Here is a 19,228-nt window from a genome sequence, read left to right as displayed (position 1 = left end):
GACGTGTCATGGATAGATTGCTGGCCATGCAGGTGTTTGTGCGGGTTGTGGAAACCGGCAGCTTCTCCAAGGCGGCCCAGGAATTTGGTACCACCCAACCCACCGTGACCAAGATGCTGGCCGCAACCGAAGCCCGTTTGAAGGTGCGGCTGCTGAACCGTAATACGCGCGGCTTCAGCCTCACCGAATCCGGCGCGCTGTATTTCGAAAAGTGCAAGAACATCGTGCGCGAAGCCGATGAGGCGGAAAACGTGGCCCAGCTGAGCCAGACGCAGGCGCAAGGCACGCTGCGGGTCAGTACCTCGGTGGCCTTCGGCAGGCGGGTCATCTTGCCGCTGGCACTGGACTTCATGGCCAAGCATCCGCAGCTGCAGCTCGACCTGAGCTTCGAGGACCGCTATGTGGACCTGGTAGCGCAGGGCATGGACGTGGCCATCCGCATGGGCAAGCTGGCTGACTCTTCGCTGGGGGCGCGGTTTTTAGGCAGTAATCCCTGGGTCATCGTCGGATCGCCCAAGTACGTTCGCAAGCATGGAGCGCCGAAAACCGCGGCGGATCTGACACAGCATGCCGCCGTGGTCTACAGCAGCGTCCAGGGTGATGATGTCTGGCGCATGCTCGCGCCTACCGGCCACACAGTCAGTGCGGCAGTCAACGGCAGATTGCGCTCGAACAACCTGTCCGCCGTGTTGGCCGCTGCACGCAACGGCATGGGGCTGGCCGCCATGCCGCGCTATGTGGCGGCCGACTCGCTGGCCAGCGGCCATGTGCTGGAGGTGCTGCAAGACCATGTGCTGCCCGAACAGGAAATCCATGCCGTGTTTCCTTCTCCCAAGCTGGTGCCCGGCAAGGTGTCCACGTTCATCACCTACCTGCAAGGGCATTTCGGCCCGCGCTGGTGGGAAAACCTGCCCAAAGCCTAGCAGGCTCCCGCACGCGCCAGAATTTTTCACACACTCCCTTTTTCTGCCTACAATTCTTGTATTCAAGATTCGTGGACAAGACGAAGTTGCTAACCGTTTGAACTGTCCGCGGGTCTTGTCCACCTGCCGAGCGGGATCCAGGTCGTCCCGCAAAGGCTGCGCATTGTCGACAGGCCTAACCATGAGGCAGCCACCATGATCACCTCCATCCGCACCCGGATACTGCTTATCTCCACTTCCATCGTCGTAAGTGCTCTGGCCTTGACCGGCGCCGCCACTTACTCGATCGTGCGCAGCAATACGCTGGAGACCATAGAACAAAACCTGGACGCCATCACGGCAGGGAACACGCTGGCCATCGACAAATGGGTGTCCAGCAAGGCCATGGCGGTCTCGGCCGCGGCCGAGGCCGTCGCCCCGGGCGACCCGCAGGGTATTGTGTTGCACATGAACAAGGCCAATGGCTTCCCCGTCACCACCGTGGGCTGGGAAGACAAGAGCTTTATCTCCAGCAGCACATCGACCCCCAAGGATTACGACCCCACTGCCCGCCCCTGGTACAAGACGGCCGTGCAGACCGGCAAGCTGGTGGTCACCAGGCCTTATGGCGACGCCGCTACGGGCGTGCCTTTCGTGTCGTTTGCTGCACCGATGCTGCGCGATGGCGTGGTCAAGGGCGCCGTCAGCGGCGCGGTGCCCTTGCAAGGCGTCCGCGATGTGGTGGCCGCGGTACATCCGACGCCCAGCAGCCTGGGTTTTGTGATCGACAAGACCGGGCTGGTGCTGGCCCATCCAGATGCCAAGTTCTTGTTGAAGCCGGCCGCGGAGCTGTCCGAAGCGCTGACTCCAACGCTGGTGGCCACGCTCATCGACGCCAGCAAGCCCCTGGAACTGGAACTGGCAGGAGCCCGCAAACTGCTGAAGGCCCAGGCCGTGCCGGGCACCGACTGGTATCTGGTGGTGGCATTGGACAAAGCCGAAGCTGCGGCCGGCCTGCAAAGCGTGCTGCGCACCTCGGCCATCGCCATCGTGTTGCTGGCTTTTGCGGCCGCCGTCATCAGCGCCATCTTCACCGCGCACTCGTTTCGGCGTTTGTCGCAAGTGCGCGATGCCATGGACGAAATCAGCAGCGGCAATGGCAACCTGACCCAACGCCTGCCGGTGGTGGGGCAGGACGAAGTAGCGCAGATCGCTACGTCTTTCAATGCCTTTGTCGAGAAAATCGGCGCGGTGCTACTGGACATTCGCAGTGGTGCAGAGTCCATGAAGGTCGCCACGGACGAAATCGAGGTGGGTAACCAGGATTTGTCCAGCCGGACAGAAACCTCGGCCAGCAATTTGCAGGAAACCTCGGCATCTCTAATGCAGCTGACTAGCTCCGTGAAGCAATCGGCCGAATCCACGGTGCAAGCTACGCGGCTCGCAGCATCGGCCAGTGAGGCTGCGGCCAGGGGAGGCGAAGTGGTGGCGGGTGCCGTCAGCACCATGGACGATATTGCGCGTTCATCCCACAAGATTGGCGAAATCATCGGTGTGATCGACAGCATTGCCTTCCAGACCAATATCCTGGCGCTGAATGCGGCGGTGGAAGCAGCCAGGGCAGGCGAAAACGGCCGCGGCTTTGCCGTCGTGGCCAGCGAAGTGCGCAGCCTGGCACACCGTAGCGCTGCGGCCGCCAAGGAGATCAAGGCCTTGATCTCAAGCTCGGAAAGCAGCGTCAAGACCGGCACTGAACGGGTACAGGCTGCCGGTGAAACCATGGGGGAAATTGTGGACAGCATCCAGCGTGTGGCGCAAATCATCAGCGAAATCAACGGCGCCATGACCGAGCAGAGCGTGGGTATCAGCCAGATCAACCAGGCCGTGACCGAAATGGACCAATCCACCCAGCAAAATGCCGCGCTGGTGGAGCAATCCACAGCCGCCTCCTCGGTATTAAATGAGCAGGCGCGCAACCTGTCGCGTACGGTCGCGTCCTTCAAGCTGAACTGAACGCCTGTTCCCAGACAGGTTGTAGCTCGCTCGGGAACCCCTGCAAGCAGGGGGGCCACCGCCCCCGGAGACATGGTTTCTCCCCAGCACGCAGGGCAATTTAGTTATGACTAAAACACGCCTAATCTGAGGGAATACGCGCATAGAAAGCTAGTTTTTATTTGCCTACATTGCTTGCATGCAAGCTGATGGACAACAAAAGACTTGCTTAACCCAGGAGACAACATGTTGAAATTCTTCCGTTCTTTATTCGGTCAGGTAGTGCTTGCACTGCTTCTTGGCGTCGTCATCGGCTTCATGTGGCCGGAAACCGCGCTCAAGCTCAAACCTCTTGGTGATGGCTTTATCAAGCTGATCAAGATGGTCGTTCCGGTCTTGGTGTTCTGCGTGGTGGTGCATGGCATTGCCGGTGCCGGTGATCTGAAGCGCGTAGGCCGCGTAGGCATCAAGTCACTGATTTACTTCGAAGCCATCACCTCGATTGCCTTGCTGCTTGGCCTGGCATTGGCGTACTACTTCGAGCCCGGTGTCGGCATGAATGTCGACGCGAGTACGCTCGATGCGAAAGCCATGGGCGCCTATGTCGAGAACGCTGGCAAGCTGACCAGCGGCGGCACCGTGGAGTTCCTAATGAAGTTGATACCGACCACGGTAGTCAGCGCCTTCGCCACGGGCGACGTACTGCAGGTGCTGCTGTTCGCCGTGCTGTTCGGCTGTGCGCTGTCCATGCTGGGCGCACGCGGCGCGCCGGTGGCCGACTTTATCGACACGCTGAGCCATGTGTTGTTCAAGATCATGGGCATCATCATCAAACTCGCCCCCCTGGGGGTGCTCGGTGCGATTGCGTTCACGATCAGCAAATACGGCATTGGATCGCTGAAACAGCTGAGCATGCTGGTGGTCCTGTATTTCGCCGCGGTACTGCTATTCGTCTTTGTGGTGCTGGGCACCATCATGCGGATCTCGGGCTTTTCCCTCATCAAACTGCTGCGGTACCTGCGCGAAGAATTGACCGTAGTGTTTGCCACTACCTCGTCCGACAGCGTGCTGCCCCAGATCATGGCCAAGCTCCGGAATATGGGGATCCGTGACTCGACTGTCGGCCTGGTGATCCCCACCGGCTATTCGTTCAATCTGGATGCGTTCTCGATCTACATCACCCTGGCGGCGGTATTCATCGCCCAGGCGACCAATACCCCGATCTCCATGACCGACCTGCTCACCATCCTGGCGATCTCGCTCGTCACCTCCAAGGGCGCACATGGCGTACCGGGCTCGGCAATTGTGGTGCTGGCGGCCACCTTGCAAGCCATTCCAGCAATCCCGGCCGTCGGCCTGGTGCTGGTTTTGTCGGTGGATTGGTTCATGGGCATTGCCCGGGCGCTGGGCAATTTGATCGGCAACTGCGTGGCAACCGTGGCGATTGCCGCCTGGGAGGGTGACATAGACCGCGAGCGTGCCCATGCCGTGCTGGATGGTCGCTTGACCGAGGACGACAGCAGCACCGACACCGTCCCTGTGGCCGCCCTGTCCTGAACTACGCATCGGCTAAAGTGGCTCGCTATGGCGAATCAAAATGAAATCACCCAACAAGTTGTCGAATCCATTCTTGCGCAAAAGCTCCCCCCGGGCGAGCGATTGGGCGAGCAGCAACTTGCGGATTTGTTCAATGTCAGCCGAACCATGGTTCGGGAAGCGTTGATGCAATTGCAGGCACGCGGCTTTGTCGAGGTGAGGTCGCGCAAAGGATGGTACGTGGTCGAACCATCGTTTGAAGAGGCACGCCAGGCTTTCGATGCCCGGCGTGCTGTCGAAACCGGCATATTGCGCAACGCAGGCAAGCCACTTCAGTCGGTCATACGGGAGCTGCGCCAGCATGTGGCGCAGGAGCGGGAAGCGCTCAACTCGACAGATGCGGCCACCCGTTCATTTTTGTTGGCGGACTTCCACGTCTGCCTGGCACGGTGCATTGGCAATCCGCTGCTGGTCAATGTCATACGCGACCTGACTGCGCGTACAACATTGGTCGCCACGCTGTACCAATCTACACACGACGCGAGCCAGTCATGCGATGAGCATGAAGCGATCGTCGCCGCGATGGCAATGGGAGATCTGCCAAAAGCTGAAAAGCTGATGGCCATCCACATTGGCAACGTCAACAGCGCGCTGGTGGACTCGTCCACCGCGCTCAACACCCCAGACGAGCGCTTGCGCGCATCGCTGACACCTTTGTCTGCGCGAGGGCAAACGCCCACCGCGCCTGAAAGTTAGATCATGACTCCGACTTTGGAATATCTCAACCATGCGCCTTTGGCAGAGGCAGCAAAATTACTGGAAGGTTTGTACGCAGATTCCCCCTGGGTGGCACAGCAAGCACTGAATGCAAGGCCATATGCCTCGCTCGCCCATTTGAAGCATGCACTGGCACGCCTGGTGGCCTCGGCAGAGCGCAATGCGCAGTTGCCGCTGGTCCATGCCGCGGCCGTTTCGCCGGGTAACGCTGTGCGCCCCACCCCATCTTCATCCCCATCCGCTTACAGGCCCAGTCCGCTCAGCCTGCTGATCACGGCTTACCAGGACAGGTTTGGTTTTCCGCCCGTGCTTGCGGCCTGCGGTCCGCGTGGCCTGGGGTTGAGCCAGGTGGACATCAACGCAACCCTACAGCGTCGCCTGGACAACCACCCCGAGTTCGAATGGGCCGAGTGCCTGCGCAATGTCCACCGCATGGTCGATATGGAGCTGAACCGACGCTTCGATACCGAGCCCGCGCAGGGCAATGAGGTTTGGGACTGGTCCGAGCGGTTGGCCATCCATAGCGACCCCGGCTATGCGGAGCGCGGCGAACTCACCGTCACCTATCTCACCGATGCGCACCGCGCCGTAGCCCAGCGCCTGTCGCACTGGATGCGTGCCGACTGCGGCTTTGATGAAGTCGAGATCGATGCCGTCGGCAACGTGGTCGGTATCTACCACGGCAGCGACCGCAATGCCCCCCGCTTGCTGACCGGCAGCCACTATGACACCGTGCGCAATGGCGGCAAGTACGACGGACGGCTGGGCATCCTGGTGCCCATGGCCTGTGTCCGCCAGCTGCACGCCCAGGGCCGGCGTCTGCCGTTTGGCTTTGAAGTGGTGGGCTTCGCCGAGGAAGAAGGACAACGCTATAAAGCCGTGTTCCTCGGCTCGGGCGCCTTGACCGGCCAATTCGATATGGGCTGGCTGGAGCAGAAAGATGCCGACGGCATCACTATGCGCGAGGCAATGGTGCACGCCGGCCTATGCATTGACGATATTGGCAAGCTGCAACGCGATGCGTCCCGCTATCTGGGTTTCGTCGAGGTGCACATCGAACAAGGGCCGGTGCTCAACGAGATCGACGTGCCGCTGGGCATCGTGACCTCCATCAACGGCAGCCTGCGCTACGTAGGCGAGATTGTTGGCACCGCCAGCCATGCCGGTACCACGCCTATGGACCGGCGCCGCGATGCCGCTACTGCCGCCGCCGAGCTGGCCCTGTATGTCGAAAAACGCGGCAGCAGCCAGCCCCATCTGGTGGCCACTGTCGGCATGCTTGAAGTACCCAATGGTTCCATCAACGTGGTGCCAGGTCGTTGCAAATTCAGCCTGGACATCCGCGCCACCACCAACGCCGTGCGTGATGCCTGTGCCGCCGACGTGCGCGCCGAACTGGCGCAGATCTGCCAACGCCGCGGCCTGCAGTTCAAGCTGGAAGAAACCATGTGTGCCGCCGCCGCCCCCAGCGCCCCCGCCTGGCAGCAGCGCTGGGAAAAGGCCGTCGAAACCCTGGGCGTACCCCTGTACCGCATGCCCAGCGGTGCCGGCCACGATGCCATGAAGCTGCACGAAATCATGCCCCAAGCCATGCTGTTCGTGCGCGGGGAAAACGCTGGCATCAGCCACAACCCGTTGGAATCCACCACCAGCGACGACATGCAGCTGGCGGTGGAGGCTTTCTCCGCGCTGCTCGATCAACTCGCCGCCACCGTTTAAGCCGGATACGAGCGCTACGGCAAAGGCCGCAGGCTTTTGCCGGGGCGTAGTACGAGCCGAATCTTTTCTCTTTCTCATCAAACGAGTTTTTTATGACCACCTACGCACACATAGACACCTGGATCGACACCCACTTCGACGAGCAAGTCCGCTTTCTGCAAGAGCTGATCCGCGTGCCTTCCGACACACCGCCGGGCAACAACACGCCCCATGCCGAGCGCACGGCCGAACTGCTGCAAGGCTTTGGCCTGGAGGCCGAAAAACATGTGGTGCCCGAAGCCGAAGTGCGGGCCGCAGGCCTGGCGAGCATTACCAATCTGGTGGTACGCCGCCGCTACGGTCCTGGCAAAACCATACTGCTCAACGCCCATGGCGATGTGGTTCCCCCCGGCGAAGGCTGGACCAAAGACCCCTACGGCGGTGAAATCGACAACGGCAAGATCTATGGCCGTGCGGCAGCCGTCAGCAAATGCGACTTCGCCACCTTTGCCTTTGCATTGCAGGCATTGGAAGCCGTGGCCAAGCCGCGGGCCGGCAGTATCGAATTGCTGTTCACCTACGACGAAGAATTCGGCGGCGAAGTCGGCCCGGCCTGGCTGCTCAAGCACAAGATCATCCAGCCCGACCTGATGATCGCCGCCGGCTTCAGTTACCAGGTGGTGACCGCGCACAACGGCTGCCTGCAAATGGAAGTCACCGTCCACGGCAAGATGGCCCATGCGGCGATTCCCGAATCCGGCATAGACGCCATGCAAGCCGCGGTGCGCATTCTCGGCGCCCTGTACCAGCAAAACACGGTGTACCAACAGGTCACGTCCGCCGTGGAGGGCATCAACCATCCCTATTTAAATGTGGGCATGATCGAAGGCGGCACCAACACCAATGTGGTTCCCGGACGCGTCAGCTTCAAACTCGACCGGCGCATGATTCCAGAGGAAAACCCGGCTGAAGTCGAAGCCACGCTGCGCCAAATCATTGCCGACACTGCAGCCCGGCAACCGGGTATCAGCGTGGAGATCAAACGCCTGCTATTGTGCAATGCCATGCAGCCCCTGCCAGGGAACAAGCCGCTTGTGGATGCGATTCAAAAACATGGCTGCATCGTATTTGGCGAGAACATTCCCGCCCTGGGTACGCCGCTGTACACCGACGTTCGCCTGTTCTGTGAAGCAGGTATTCCCGGTGTGATCTACGGCGCGGGCCCGCGCACCGTGCTGGAGTCGCATGCCAAGCGCGCCGATGAACGGCTTGACCTGGAAGACCTGCGCAGGGCCACCAAGGTCATTGCCCGCAGCTTGTGCGACCTGCTGGTGTGATGCTTTCTCAAAACCTGTTCAAAGTCTCAGAAGATATGAAAAGCTCGGGAGGAAAGAAAGGCCCCCGTGCTTTAGCGGCCGATTTTCTGTAAGAAGACGGTTTTCTCGATGTGGGACCACCTCGGCCCGCTATGGGGTACAACCCCAAAAAAGCCGTGAGTCTGCGGTGTACCTCCTCCGAATATTCAGTCGGCGGAGTACTTGGGAAAATTAGATCAGGACCGCTTGGGCCCTGGATGGTTGCGTTGTCAATACGCCAATCTCAGGGCTGCACATACCAGCTTTGCCTCGAGCGAAATGTTGGCCTCGGAGTGACCTGTTTTTCAGTGATGGCGCAATCGTCGGTCACTATTTCAGGAGTGGTGGACGTCGCCATTCGACAGGTCCGCAACGGATCACGGAGAGCGGTCAACTCTGAAGTCAGCGGCACTAATGCAACGAGCAAGTTGATCCTTCGCGGCACGGAGGATTTTGGTGGTGGCTTGAGTGCAGCTTTTTACCTTGACGGAACTACCCGGGTGACCTATCGCGAGTGAACAGGCAAGCGAAAGTCGATAGGTCCATAGTGCATGCGCATATAGCCAAAGCCCAGTGCGGCCAACAAAGCAGCGATGGTTACGGTCCAGCCTATAACGGTCATGACGGAATTGAGAATCTTCACAGGTAGGTTTTCTTGTTTACGACAAGTTGAGTTTACGGCCGACCATCGTCAGATACACCGCGATGGACCCGTAGCTGCAGCTACCTTGCGCAGTGTGTTGACCACCATAGCAGGCGCGCATTTCGTTAGCTCTAAAATAATTCAGCGACCCAACCGGGTCTGCGTACCTAAACAACGAATGAGATTACATGGCAACCACCAAAAAAGCGCCCGCCAAAACCGCGGCACCCGTCAAGAAAACCACCGTGACCAAGAAAGCAGCACCGGCTAAAGCGGTTGCGGTCAAAGCAGCTGCCGAGCCGGTCAAGGCCAAGCCTTTCAAAGACAAGCTCAACAAGACTCAACTGACTGCGCATCTGGCAGCAGCCTCTGGTGTGGAACTCAAGGGCGTACGTGCCGTGCTGGCCGCTTTGGAATCGACCATGCTGGCATCGTTGCACAAGAAGGGTGCTGGCGAATTCGCCATTCCAGGCTTGGTGCGCGTCGCTGCCATCCAGGTGCCGGCCAAGAAGGCCCGCAAAGGCATCAATCCGTTTACCAAGGAAGAACAGGTCTTCAAAGCCAAGCCTGCCACGGTGAAGCTCCGCGCGACTTTCTTCAAGAAGCTCAAGGACGCGGCGATTTAAACCGGTTGCCCCTCTGCTTCGTAGGCTAGCGGCATACGGAACAGGGAGTTTGACCCGAGCAAAGGACGCCCTGTGCGTCCTTTCTCTTATGCTTCAACATTCTTCTTCAGGAAAATCTATGACAAAGACTCTGCTCAGTATCCAAAAGCAAATCGACAAGCTGCAAAAAGAAGCCGCATCCATCCGGGAGAAGGAAGTCGGGGGTGTTATCGAGCGGATCAAGGTCGCCATTGGTTTCTATGGACTCACCGCAGAAGACCTCTTCGGGAATGTTCCGCGGGCGGTCAGCAAACGCAAGAGCAAGACGACTACCGGCACACCCGTCCGCGCAGCCACCGGCAAGAAGGCGAAGTCGAAGGGCGTCATCAAATACCGGGACGAAGCTGGTAACGCCTGGACCGGAAACGGCATGCGGCCGCGCTGGTTCAAAGCTGCATTGGAGAGTGGCAAGACTCTTGATGATTTGCTGGTGAAGTCGTAAAGACCGCACTCCACATCCCGGCTCACAGCTGGCGCGGGGCGGCTAGTTCAAGGCTGCCGGTATGTCGGATTTCTTGGCTGTCTTGACCGTCATCGGGCGCAGCGGTTGCGTCGATGCAATACCGATGGTTTTCGAGATATTCACGACGCTAACCAGTCGCATCGATGCTCGGCCACTCATTGCGACACCTCGATCACAAACCCAGGATCGAAGTCTGGAACTTCGAAGCTTCCATCGCGCATCTTGTATCCGCGCGGATTGCACACCACCCGGCAGTTGCCGACCTGGTAGTCAAACCGCGAATGCGTATGCCCATGGATCCAAAGTTTGGGAACCTCAAAAAACGCATCCGGCAACGCATTCACAAAACCGGTGGTGACCCAATCGTCGGCGTATCGGGTTGCAATGGACAGTGGATGCGGTGCATGGTGTGTGACCACCACGGTTGGCCCCTCAAATTCAATAGCCAATTGCGCCTGTAACCAGCGGCGATCCAGGCGATGTTCTTGCAGCAGATCCAAAGGCGTCACTAGGCGTGTGCCCTTGACGTCGCTTACGAGATCCGCTCCAAATATGTTCACGCGCTTGAGCGACTCCCACAGGAGCTGACTGGTCCGCGAGGCTTTGCGGAGCAGATATTGCTGCTGGATCGTAGGACGGCGATTACGTTCCAAGGACTCTTCCGAGTGGCACGTGCTGCCATCATCGAGTTCGTTCGTCGCCAGCCGAAAGTTGACAAGGAGCCACACGAATACCTCTATGAAACCGGGAGCGTTCAACGGGTGCAGTTGGATCCAAGCGCTTGGATGGGGCCTCATGCAGTCAAGCTGGAAGCCGGGCGCGAATGGTTTGAAGGGTTCCTAGACCTGTATGACCGAGGCGTCTTAGGAGCCAAGCAGCCAACGATGGTCGGACTGCAAGAATCGTTGGACAGGCTAGACGAGCTTCCTCAACAAGGAAAGGTCCCCCCCGAGAGCAAACGAGGCTACGTGGCTTTGCTCAACGCGGTGCATTCCCTTTTGCCAGCGCAGTTTCAGCCCACCAAGACTCCTTCGATCCTGAAGAAGTGGCGAATGGATTCAGCAGCAACTTTCCCCGAGGCGCTAGTGCTTTACTGCCTTGCCAGCATCGTCCCTCCATGGAGCATCGAGCAGCAAACGAAGACGCTGCTGGATCACTTGCAGAGGCGAGCAAAGAAGAATGGATTGCGCCTTCCGCGGCGGCTTGACGCTGCAATGCTAATGGAGCTGGCCGAACGATATCGTCGGGGTGACGATTGGACAAAGGCGTTGACCTACTTGGCAATGGCCTGCGAAAACTTTCCCGAGTTTGCGGCTTTGAGAGAATTTCAGCGAGACGTCAAGCCAGAAATGGAGTTCTCCTGGCGTTTGGTCCTGCTTCCTGTCGTTGAGGACAAGGATGATGAGTGATGTCTCCATCGGGGCGGATGCGTGAAGTCGTCGGCAAGAGCAGGGGACATCCGACTGGTCGACATGGGCCTGTAGTCGCCGCAGCAGCTTATGTCAGCAGCTCATCCATCACCGGACGTCGAGCAGCCGTCGCGCGGAGAGTCTGAACGACTGCAAGGTGGCCGACAGCGTGAGTTCAAGCTGTGGACTCGGCTGAAGGCAACCGCTGCATAGCGACCTGTCGCAACAACGGTTTACCCGAGTGTTTACGACTTTAAAAAACCGTCTCTAAAATCCAACACCCCGCAAGCCCGCATGAATGCTGGGGCGCTGTTTACGACTTTATTAAACAGTTTACGACTTTAATTGCACGGAATAATAAATATCTGCAGTTGGCGTCAACACTCACTCCACAGTGACGCTTTTTGCGAGGTTCCGAGGTTTGTCTACATCCGTCCCCCGCGCACATGCCGTGTGGTACGCCAGCAATTGCAACGGCACCACGTGCAGCAGGGGCGACAGCGCGCCGTAGTGTTCGGGCATGCGGATCACGTGCAGGCCTTCGCCGCTGGTGATGTGGGAATCGGCATCGGCCAGCACGTACAGCACGCCACCGCGGGCGCGGACTTCCTGCAGATTGCTTTTCAGCTTCTCGATCAGGGTGTCGTTCGGGGCTACGGCGACCACTGGCATCTCGCTGGTGACCAGGGCCAGCGGGCCGTGCTTGAGCTCGCCGGCGGCGTAGGCTTCGGCATGGATGTAGGTGATTTCCTTGAGCTTGAGCGCACCTTCCAGAGCGATCGGGTAGTGCAGGCCGCGGCCCAGGAACAGCGCGTTTTCCTTGGGTGCGAAGTCTTCGGCCCAGGCGATGATTTGCGGCTCCAGCGCCAGCACGGCTTGCAGGGCGGCGGGCAGGTGGCGCATGGCTTTGAGGTGGCCAGCTTCTTCTTCGGCGGTCAGGCGGCCCTTGGTTTTGGCCAACGCCAAAGTCAGCAGGAACAGGCCGCCCAACTGGGTGGTGAAGGCCTTGGTGGATGCCACGCCGATCTCCACACCGGCGCGCGTGATGTAGGCCAGGCTGCACTCGCGCACCATGGCCGAGGTCGACACATTGCACACCGTCAGCGTGTGCGGCATACCCAGGCTCTGGGCGTGGCGCAGAGCAGCCAGGGTGTCTGCTGTTTCGCCGGACTGGGTGATGGTGACCACGAGGGTCTTGGGATTCGGCACCGAGTCGCGGTAACGGTATTCGCTGGCAATCTCCACCTGGGTTGGAATCTTAGCGATGCTCTCCAGCCAGTACTTGGCGGTGCAGCCGCTGTAGTAGCTGGTGCCGCAGGCCAGGATCAGCACCGAGTCGATCTCGGCAAACACTTTGTCGGCAGCGCCGCCCTCCGGGTTGTTCGGGCCGTCGAACAGGCCGGACACGATGGCGGTCACGCCTTCCAGCGTGTCACCGATGGCGCGCGGCTGCTCAAAGATTTCCTTCTGCATGTAATGGCGGTACGGGCCCAGCTCGGCGGCGCCGCTGTGGGCGTGCACGGTCTTGACCATACGGGTAACCGGCTTGTGCGCCTTGTCGACGATCCAGTACTTGCCCATTTGCACATCGACCACATCGCCCTCTTCCAGATAGACGATCTGGTCGGTCACGCCGGCCAGGGCCATGGCGTCGCTGGCCAGAAAGGTTTCGCCCTGGCCCACGCCCAGGATCAGCGGCGAGCCGGCACGCGCGCCGATCACGCGGTGCGGTTCGTCCTTGCAGAACACCGCAATCGCATAGCCGCCGCGCAGCTGCAGCACGGTGGCCTTGACGGCTTCAAACAGGTCGCCGTTGTACAGGCTGTCGACCAGGTGGGCAATGACTTCGGTATCGGTCTGGCTGCTGAACACATAGCCCTTGGCCTGCAACTGGGCGCGCAGCTCGTCGTGGTTTTCGATGATGCCGTTGTGCACCAGGGCGATACGGCCAGCACGTTCGGCCGCATCCGCGCCCGGGCCGTGGCTGAAGTGCGGATGCGCGTTGTGCACGGCTGGCGCGCCGTGGGTAGCCCAGCGGGTATGGGCGATGCCGGTGCCGCCTTCGATCTTGTCTTCGGTGACCTGGGCCATCAGCTCGGCAACACGCGAGGTGCTGCGGGCGCGGCGCAGGGCGCCGGTGTGCTGGGCATCCGGCCCGTTAGCCTGGATGGCCACGCCGCAGGAGTCGTAGCCCCGGTACTCCAGCCGCTGCAGGCCCTGGACCAGGATGGGAACGATATTGCGGGTAGAGACTGCGCCGACGATGCCACACATAGAAAACTCCAGAGGGGTTGTTTGTGCCCGGATGTTAAGCCTGTGATTCGCGCAAAGTGCTTCAATATTTCACACTATTTGAAATATTATTTCTTTGAAAAAATACCAAGAAATAATATTTCATTTAAAATAAATATATGGAACAAATAGATCTTGATGCCACCGACCTGCGCCTGCTCACCCAGCTGCAGCACGACGCCTCGCTCAGCAACCAGGCGCTGGCCGAGCTGGTCCATGTATCGGCGCCGACCTGCTTGCGGCGGGTCAAGCGGCTGGTCGATGCGGGCCTGATCGAGCGGCAGATCGCGGTGCTGAATGCCGACAAACTGGCCGAAAAACAAGGCCACGGCCTGACCGCCATCGTGGAAATCACCCTGGACCGGCAGGACGAAGAACGGCTGGCCGCCTTCGAACTGCGGGTGGCCGCCGATGACGCGGTGCAGCAGTGTTACCGCGTGTCACCGGGGCCGGACTTCTGCCTAGTGGTGTTTGCGCGCGACATGCCCGGCTACCTGGCGCTAGCGCAACGGCTATTCACCAGCGACGCCAATGTGCGCAACGTCAAGGCCTTCTTCAGCCTGAAACGCGCCAAGTTTGCCCCCTTCGTACCGGTACTGCCTGGCTGAACAAGGATTTACAACTGCACTAGGACGAGTCAGCTTGTATGCATTTACATTACCCGGAACATGACTCAGTACAAAACAATTTACAAATGCGGTAGATGTGGGGCGACCAGTTACCAACCCGTGATCGGCCGCGATGCCACCGGCGCATTGATGCCCACCGGGGTCTACCGCTGCACCGGCTGCCGGGTCACGTTTACCGACGCCCGCGACTGGTGGGGCCACCCCGGCGCCAGCACATCAGCGCCTGCAGCCCCCAGCGCGCAGCCCAGCGCGTCCAACGGCAGCTGATTCGGGTTTGCTCTGCTTTTTGCAGTAAAAACTACGCATAAAAATAGTGGCTAGCGCATATATATCCTGCGGGAGCAGCTAGCAATTCAGGAGTAAAAGCTGGGTATGCATGCTCCGGCTTGGTGGGGCTCAGCCAAGGCAGTGGCGTAGATTTCTGCACGCAACGGCACCGGAAATTTCACGCCCGGCCAGGCCGGCAGCTGCTTATAGTGAGCGATTCGCCGCTCTGCCCCACGATGAACACTGCCCACACCGAAGACCGCCCGCAGCTGCTGGCCCGCCGCGCCGAGGTCGCCGCCGCCTTGGCTGCCGCCCTGCCCCGCCACGCCATCCTGTCACGCCCCGAAGACACCACGCCCTATGAATGCGACGGCCTGACCGCCTACCGCGCCCAGCCGCTGGTGGTGGTGCTACCCGAGACCGAGGCCCAGGTCGCCGCGGTGCTGAGGATCTGCCACGCCCTGCAAGTGCCCATCGTGGCCCGCGGCGCTGGCACCGGCCTGTCCGGCGGTGCCATGCCGCACCGCCTGGGCGTGACCCTGTCGCTGGCCAAGTTCAACCGCATCCTGCAGATCGACCCATTGGCCTGCACTGCCACCGTACAGTGCGGCGTGCGCAACCTGGCCATCAGCGAGGCCGCCGCGCCCCACGGCCTGTACTACGCGCCCGACCCCAGCAGCCAGATCGCCTGCACCATAGGTGGCAACGTGGCCGAGAACTCGGGCGGCGTGCACTGCCTGAAATACGGCCTGACCCTGCACAACGTGCTGCGCGTGCGCGGCTACACCGTGGAGGGCGAAGAAGTGGAGTTCGGCTCGGAAGCCCTGGACACACCCGGCCTGGACCTGCTGCCCCTGGTCATCGGCAGCGAAGGCATGCTGGCCGTGACCATTGAAGTCACCGTCAAGCTGATCCCCAAGCCCCAGCTGGCGCGCTGCATCATGGCCAGCTTCGCCACGGTAGAGGCTGCCGGCAACGCGGTGGCCGGCGTGATTGCCGCCGGCATCATCCCCGCCGGGCTGGAGCTGATGGACAAGCGCATGACCGCCGCGGTAGAAGACTTCGTCCACGCCGGCTACGACCTGGACGCCGCCGCCATCCTGCTGTGCGAAAGCGACGGCACACCCGAAGAGGTGGAGGAAGAAATCGCCCGCATGGAGGCCGTGCTGCAGGCCAACGGCGCCACCCGCTGCACCGTCAGCCGCGACGAAGCCCAGCGCCTGAAGTTCTGGAGCGGCCGCAAGAACGCCTTCCCCGCATCCGGCCGGATCAGCCCCGACTACATGTGCATGGACTCGACGATTCCGCGCAAGAAGCTGGCCGAGATCCTGCGCGCCATCGAAGCCATGGAGCAGCAATACGGCCTGGCCTGCGCCAATGTGTTCCACGCCGGCGACGGCAACCTGCACCCGCTGATCCTGTTCGATGCCAACGACCCCGACCAGATGCACCGCTGCGAACTGTTTGGGGCCGACATTCTGGAAACCAGTGTGCACCTGGGCGGTACCGTCACCGGCGAGCACGGCGTGGGCGTGGAGAAGCTGAACTCCATGTGCGTGCAGTTCAGCGCGCCGGAGCGCGAACAGATGTTTGCCGTCAAGCGGGCCTTCGACCCGGCCGAGCTGCTGAACCCCGGCAAGGTCATTCCCAGCCTGCAGCGCTGCGCCGAATACGGCAAGCTGACCGTGCTGCGCGGCATGCTGCCCTTCCCCCATTTGCCGAGGTTTTGATGCCATCCAAAGACCCTGTGCTGCAGCGCCTGATCGACCAGGTGCGCAGCGCCCACAAGCCCTTCGACATCCAGGCCGGCAACACCAAGCGCTTCTACGGCGAAATGCCGCATGGCGACGTGCTGGACCTGCGGCCGCTGGCCGGCATCAGCAGCTACGAGCCCAGCGAGCTGGTGGTCACGGTACGCGCCGGCACGCCGCTGGCCGAGCTGGAAGCCGTGCTGGCGGACAAAGGCCAGTGCCTGCCGTTCGAGCCGCCGCGTTTCGCCGCCGGTGGCACGGTTGGCGGCATGGTGGCCTCCGGGCTCAGCGGCCCGTCGCGCGCCAGCGTGGGCATGGTGCGCGACTACGTGCTGGGCACCACCCTGCTGAACGGCCAGGGCGAGCTGCTGAGCTTTGGCGGCCAGGTGATCAAGAACGTGGCCGGCTACGACGTGTCGCGGGTCATGGCCGGCTCGCTGGGCGTGCTGGGCGTGATCTGCGAGGTGTCGCTGAAGGTGCTGCCCAGCGCGCCGGCCAGCGCCACCCTGGTGTTTGCCGTGGACCAGGCCCAGGCGCTGCAGCAGCTGAACGCCTGGACCGGCCAGCCGCTGCCGATCAACGCCAGCGCCTGGTACCACGGCCAGCTGCATTTGCGGCTGGCGGGAGCCCAGGCGGCGGTGCAGGCGGCATGCAGCAAGCTCGGCGGTAGCCTGGTCGAGCCGGAAATCGCCGCCAGTTGGTGGGACAGCGTGCGCGACCACCAGCATGCGTTCTTCCACTTCGACAGCAGCCAGCTGGCCCGCGGTGAGACACTGTGGCGCCTCTCGCTGCCGGCCACCGCCGCCCCGCTGGACCTGCCGGGCAACCTGTTTATCGAATGGGGCGGTGCCCAGCGCTGGCTGCGCGGCCATGCGCCGGCCAAGCAGGTGCGCGCCGCTGCGGCCCAGGCCGGCGGCCACGCCACGCTGTTCCGCGCCGGCACGCCGCGCAGCGAGGTATTTACACCGTTGTCGGCCCCGCTGCTGCGCATCCAGAAGGCCTTGAAGCACGCCTTCGACCCCAAGGGCCTTTTCAACCCCGGCCGCCTGTACCGAGATTTCTGAACCATGCAAACCCATCTCGCCCCCGAATTCCAGCACACCGCCGACGGCCAGGCCGCCGAGGCGATTCTGCGCAAATGCGTGCACTGCGGCTTCTGCACCGCCACCTGCCCCACCTACCAGCTGCTGGGCGACGAACTGGACGGCCCGCGTGGCCGCATCTACCTGATGAAGCAGGTGCTGGAGGGCGCGGAAGTCACGCGCAGCACCCAGCAGCACCTGGACCGCTGCCTGACCTGCCGCAACTGCGAATCCACCTGCCCCAGCGGCGTGGAATACGGCGCGCTGGTGGACATCGGCCGGCGCATCGTCGACGCCCGGGTGGAGCGCCCGGCCACCGAAAAGGCCGCCCGCTGGCTACTGAAGGAAGGCCTGACCTCGCCGCTGTTCGCCCCGGCCATGCAGCTCGGCCAGGCACTGCGCCCGCTGCTGCCCAAGACGCTGAAGAACAAGGTGCCCGCCACCACGCCTGCCAAGCCCTGGCCAACGCGCGAACACGCGCGCAAGGTGCTGATGCTGACCGGCTGCGTGCAGCCGGCCATGATGCCCAACATCAACAGCGCCACCGCCCGGGTGCTGGACGCCGCCGGCATCCAGACCCTGGTCGCTGCCAGCGCCGGCTGCTGCGGCGCATTGCGTAGCCACCTGGGCGACCACGAGGGCGGCCTGGCCGATATGCGCCGCAACATCGACGCCTGGTGGCCGCTGGTCCAGGCAAACGCGGTCGAGGCCATCGTGATGAACGCCTCGGGCTGCGGCGTGATGGTCAAGGACTACGGCCACGCGCTGGCCGCCGACCCGGCCTATGCGGCCAAGGCGGCGCGCATCAGCGACCTGACCCGCGACCTGAGTGAGCTACTGCCCGAGCTGGTGGACAAGCTGCAGGGCAAGGTGCGGCCCGGCGCCGCCAGCCATCTGGCCTTCCACCCGCCCTGCACGCTGCAGCACGGCCAGCAGCTGCGCGGCGGGGTCGAGATGCACCTGGGTGCGCTGGGTTTCAAGGTACAGGTGGCCGGCAGCGAAAGCCATCTGTGCTGCGGCTCGGCCGGCACCTATTCGGTGCTGCAGCCCACGCTGGCCTACCAGCTGCGGGATCGCAAGCTGCAAAACCTGGAACCGCTGGGCGCACAGACCATCGTCTCGGCGAACATTGGCTGCATCCAGCATCTGCAGAGCGGCACGGCCACGCCGGTCAAGCACTGGGTGGAAGTACTGGACACCGCCATGGTTTATGCATGAAATAAGCCTCTAGCGCAGATACTACCTGCGCTAGCAGCTATAAAAACAATAGTATCAATCGGCCAGCGTCGTGGCGACGCTGATTTCGCCGGTCAGTACCCGGTGCACCGGGCATTTGTTGGCAATCTCCAGCAGCTTGGCCCGGTCCTCGGGCGTGATATCACCCTCGATATGTAAATTGCGCTGCAACGCGTAACGGACCTTGCCGTCCTCGGTCTTGCTCTCGGTGTGGCTGATCTCCACCCGCAGGCCGGTCACGGCCAGCTTGCGGCGGCGGATGTACATCTCCAGGGTCAGGGTGGTGCAGGCCGCCAGCGCCGAGTCCAATAAATCATGCGGATCGGGCGCCAGATCGTCCGAGCCCAGGGTTTTGTCCACGTCGGCGCTCCAGGCGTGGCGGCCGTTACTCAGGCTGGTCAAGGCGCCGTGGGCGCGGTGCAGGCGGGCTTGGATGGGCATGGAATTCCTCAAAAATGCGAGAAAACGCACTGTATCCCAGGGAAATGGCCCGACCAGGCACTAGGAGCCTGGGCGGCAGAAGATGCATCG

The 19,228-nt window shown here is 61.6% G+C and carries 18 protein-coding genes; 15 read left to right on the top strand and 3 right to left on the bottom strand.

Translation table 11 applies throughout. From position 1 onward, the window contains the following. Positions 1-8 precede the first annotated feature (8 nt). From J2X19_RS19730 to J2X19_RS19690, 9 genes are all read left to right on the top strand, one after another. The gene (locus J2X19_RS19730; RefSeq protein WP_310375774.1) at positions 9-923 is read left to right on the top strand and encodes a LysR family transcriptional regulator; all 915 of its coding nucleotides are present in this window, start codon (positions 9-11) and stop codon (positions 921-923) included. A 195-nt stretch (positions 924-1,118) separates the two neighbouring features. Continuing rightward, positions 1,119-2,915: a methyl-accepting chemotaxis protein gene (locus J2X19_RS19725; protein ID WP_310375771.1), complete on the top strand. Its 1,797-nt coding sequence runs from the start codon at positions 1,119-1,121 to the stop codon at positions 2,913-2,915. 225 nt (positions 2,916-3,140) lie between these two features. Further along, on the top strand, positions 3,141-4,451 hold the full coding sequence (locus J2X19_RS19720; protein ID WP_116607174.1) for a C4-dicarboxylate transporter DctA: 1,311 nt from the start codon (positions 3,141-3,143) through the stop codon (positions 4,449-4,451). Positions 4,452-4,478: 27 nt separating this feature from the next. Further along, on the top strand, positions 4,479-5,186 hold the full coding sequence (locus tag J2X19_RS19715; RefSeq protein WP_310375768.1) for a GntR family transcriptional regulator: 708 nt from the start codon (positions 4,479-4,481) through the stop codon (positions 5,184-5,186). Positions 5,187-5,189: 3 nt separating this feature from the next. Further along, a complete protein-coding gene (locus tag J2X19_RS19710; RefSeq protein WP_310375766.1) occupies positions 5,190-6,926 on the top strand; it encodes a hydantoinase/carbamoylase family amidase in 1,737 nt (578 codons plus the stop codon). 92 nt (positions 6,927-7,018) lie between these two features. Continuing rightward, entirely contained in the window at positions 7,019-8,242 is a 1,224-nt protein-coding gene (locus J2X19_RS19705) for a M20 family metallopeptidase (RefSeq protein ID WP_310375764.1), read from the top strand. 131 nt (positions 8,243-8,373) lie between these two features. Beyond that, positions 8,374-8,778 (top strand): porin, encoded by a 405-nt coding sequence (locus tag J2X19_RS19700; protein ID WP_310375763.1) that lies wholly within the window; start codon positions 8,374-8,376, stop codon positions 8,776-8,778. 313 nt (positions 8,779-9,091) lie between these two features. Then, positions 9,092-9,529: an HU family DNA-binding protein gene (locus J2X19_RS19695; RefSeq protein ID WP_310375761.1), complete on the top strand. Its 438-nt coding sequence runs from the start codon at positions 9,092-9,094 to the stop codon at positions 9,527-9,529. Between the two features lie 118 nt (positions 9,530-9,647). After that, the gene (locus J2X19_RS19690; RefSeq protein ID WP_310375759.1) at positions 9,648-10,010 is read left to right on the top strand and encodes an H-NS histone family protein; all 363 of its coding nucleotides are present in this window, start codon (positions 9,648-9,650) and stop codon (positions 10,008-10,010) included. A 176-nt stretch (positions 10,011-10,186) separates the two neighbouring features. Here the strand turns inward: J2X19_RS19690 and J2X19_RS19685 are convergent, their stop codons facing one another. Further along, positions 10,187-10,684, bottom strand: coding sequence for a metallophosphoesterase family protein (locus tag J2X19_RS19685; protein ID WP_310375758.1), 498 nt, complete (start codon positions 10,682-10,684; stop codon positions 10,187-10,189). A 12-nt stretch (positions 10,685-10,696) separates the two neighbouring features. Here J2X19_RS19685 and J2X19_RS19680 point away from each other — a divergent pair, with 12 nt between their 5' ends. Then, positions 10,697-11,440, top strand: a complete 744-nt coding sequence (locus tag J2X19_RS19680) for a hypothetical protein (RefSeq protein WP_310375756.1) — start codon at positions 10,697-10,699, stop codon at positions 11,438-11,440. A 384-nt stretch (positions 11,441-11,824) separates the two neighbouring features. Here J2X19_RS19680 and glmS read toward each other — a convergent pair whose 3' ends face one another. Further along, positions 11,825-13,714, bottom strand: coding sequence for a glutamine--fructose-6-phosphate transaminase (isomerizing) (gene glmS / locus J2X19_RS19675; RefSeq protein WP_310375754.1), 1,890 nt, complete (start codon positions 13,712-13,714; stop codon positions 11,825-11,827). 137 nt (positions 13,715-13,851) lie between these two features. Between glmS and J2X19_RS19670 the strand changes: the two genes are divergently transcribed. From J2X19_RS19670 to glcF, 5 genes are all read left to right on the top strand, one after another. After that, complete coding sequence (locus J2X19_RS19670) at positions 13,852-14,340, top strand: Lrp/AsnC family transcriptional regulator (protein ID WP_116607182.1); 489 nt, start codon at positions 13,852-13,854, stop codon at positions 14,338-14,340. A 120-nt stretch (positions 14,341-14,460) separates the two neighbouring features. Beyond that, positions 14,461-14,628 carry a hypothetical protein gene (locus J2X19_RS19665; protein WP_165830856.1) on the top strand — a complete coding sequence of 56 codons (168 nt, stop codon included), beginning with the start codon at positions 14,461-14,463 and terminating at the stop codon, positions 14,626-14,628. 236 nt (positions 14,629-14,864) lie between these two features. Continuing rightward, a complete protein-coding gene (locus J2X19_RS19660) occupies positions 14,865-16,358 on the top strand; it encodes an FAD-linked oxidase C-terminal domain-containing protein (protein ID WP_310375749.1) in 1,494 nt (497 codons plus the stop codon). Next, on the top strand, positions 16,358-17,443 hold the full coding sequence (gene glcE / locus J2X19_RS19655; protein WP_310375747.1) for a glycolate oxidase subunit GlcE: 1,086 nt from the start codon (positions 16,358-16,360) through the stop codon (positions 17,441-17,443). Before J2X19_RS19660 ends, glcE begins: the two co-directional genes overlap by 1 nt. A 3-nt stretch (positions 17,444-17,446) precedes the next feature. Next, positions 17,447-18,679, top strand: coding sequence for a glycolate oxidase subunit GlcF (gene glcF / locus J2X19_RS19650; RefSeq protein ID WP_310375745.1), 1,233 nt, complete (start codon positions 17,447-17,449; stop codon positions 18,677-18,679). 54 nt (positions 18,680-18,733) lie between these two features. Here glcF and J2X19_RS19645 read toward each other — a convergent pair whose 3' ends face one another. Next, the gene (locus tag J2X19_RS19645) at positions 18,734-19,138 is read right to left on the bottom strand and encodes an OsmC family protein (protein ID WP_310375743.1); all 405 of its coding nucleotides are present in this window, start codon (positions 19,136-19,138) and stop codon (positions 18,734-18,736) included. Positions 19,139-19,228: the final 90 nt, after the last annotated feature.

It is taken from the genome of Rhodoferax ferrireducens (genome assembly GCF_031458075.1).
Taxonomy (GTDB): Bacteria; Pseudomonadota; Gammaproteobacteria; order Burkholderiales; family Burkholderiaceae_C; genus Rhodoferax_B; species Rhodoferax_B ferrireducens_A.
The sequence above is the reverse complement of the archived record's forward strand: the minus strand, read 5'-3'. Positions and strand labels throughout refer to the sequence as shown.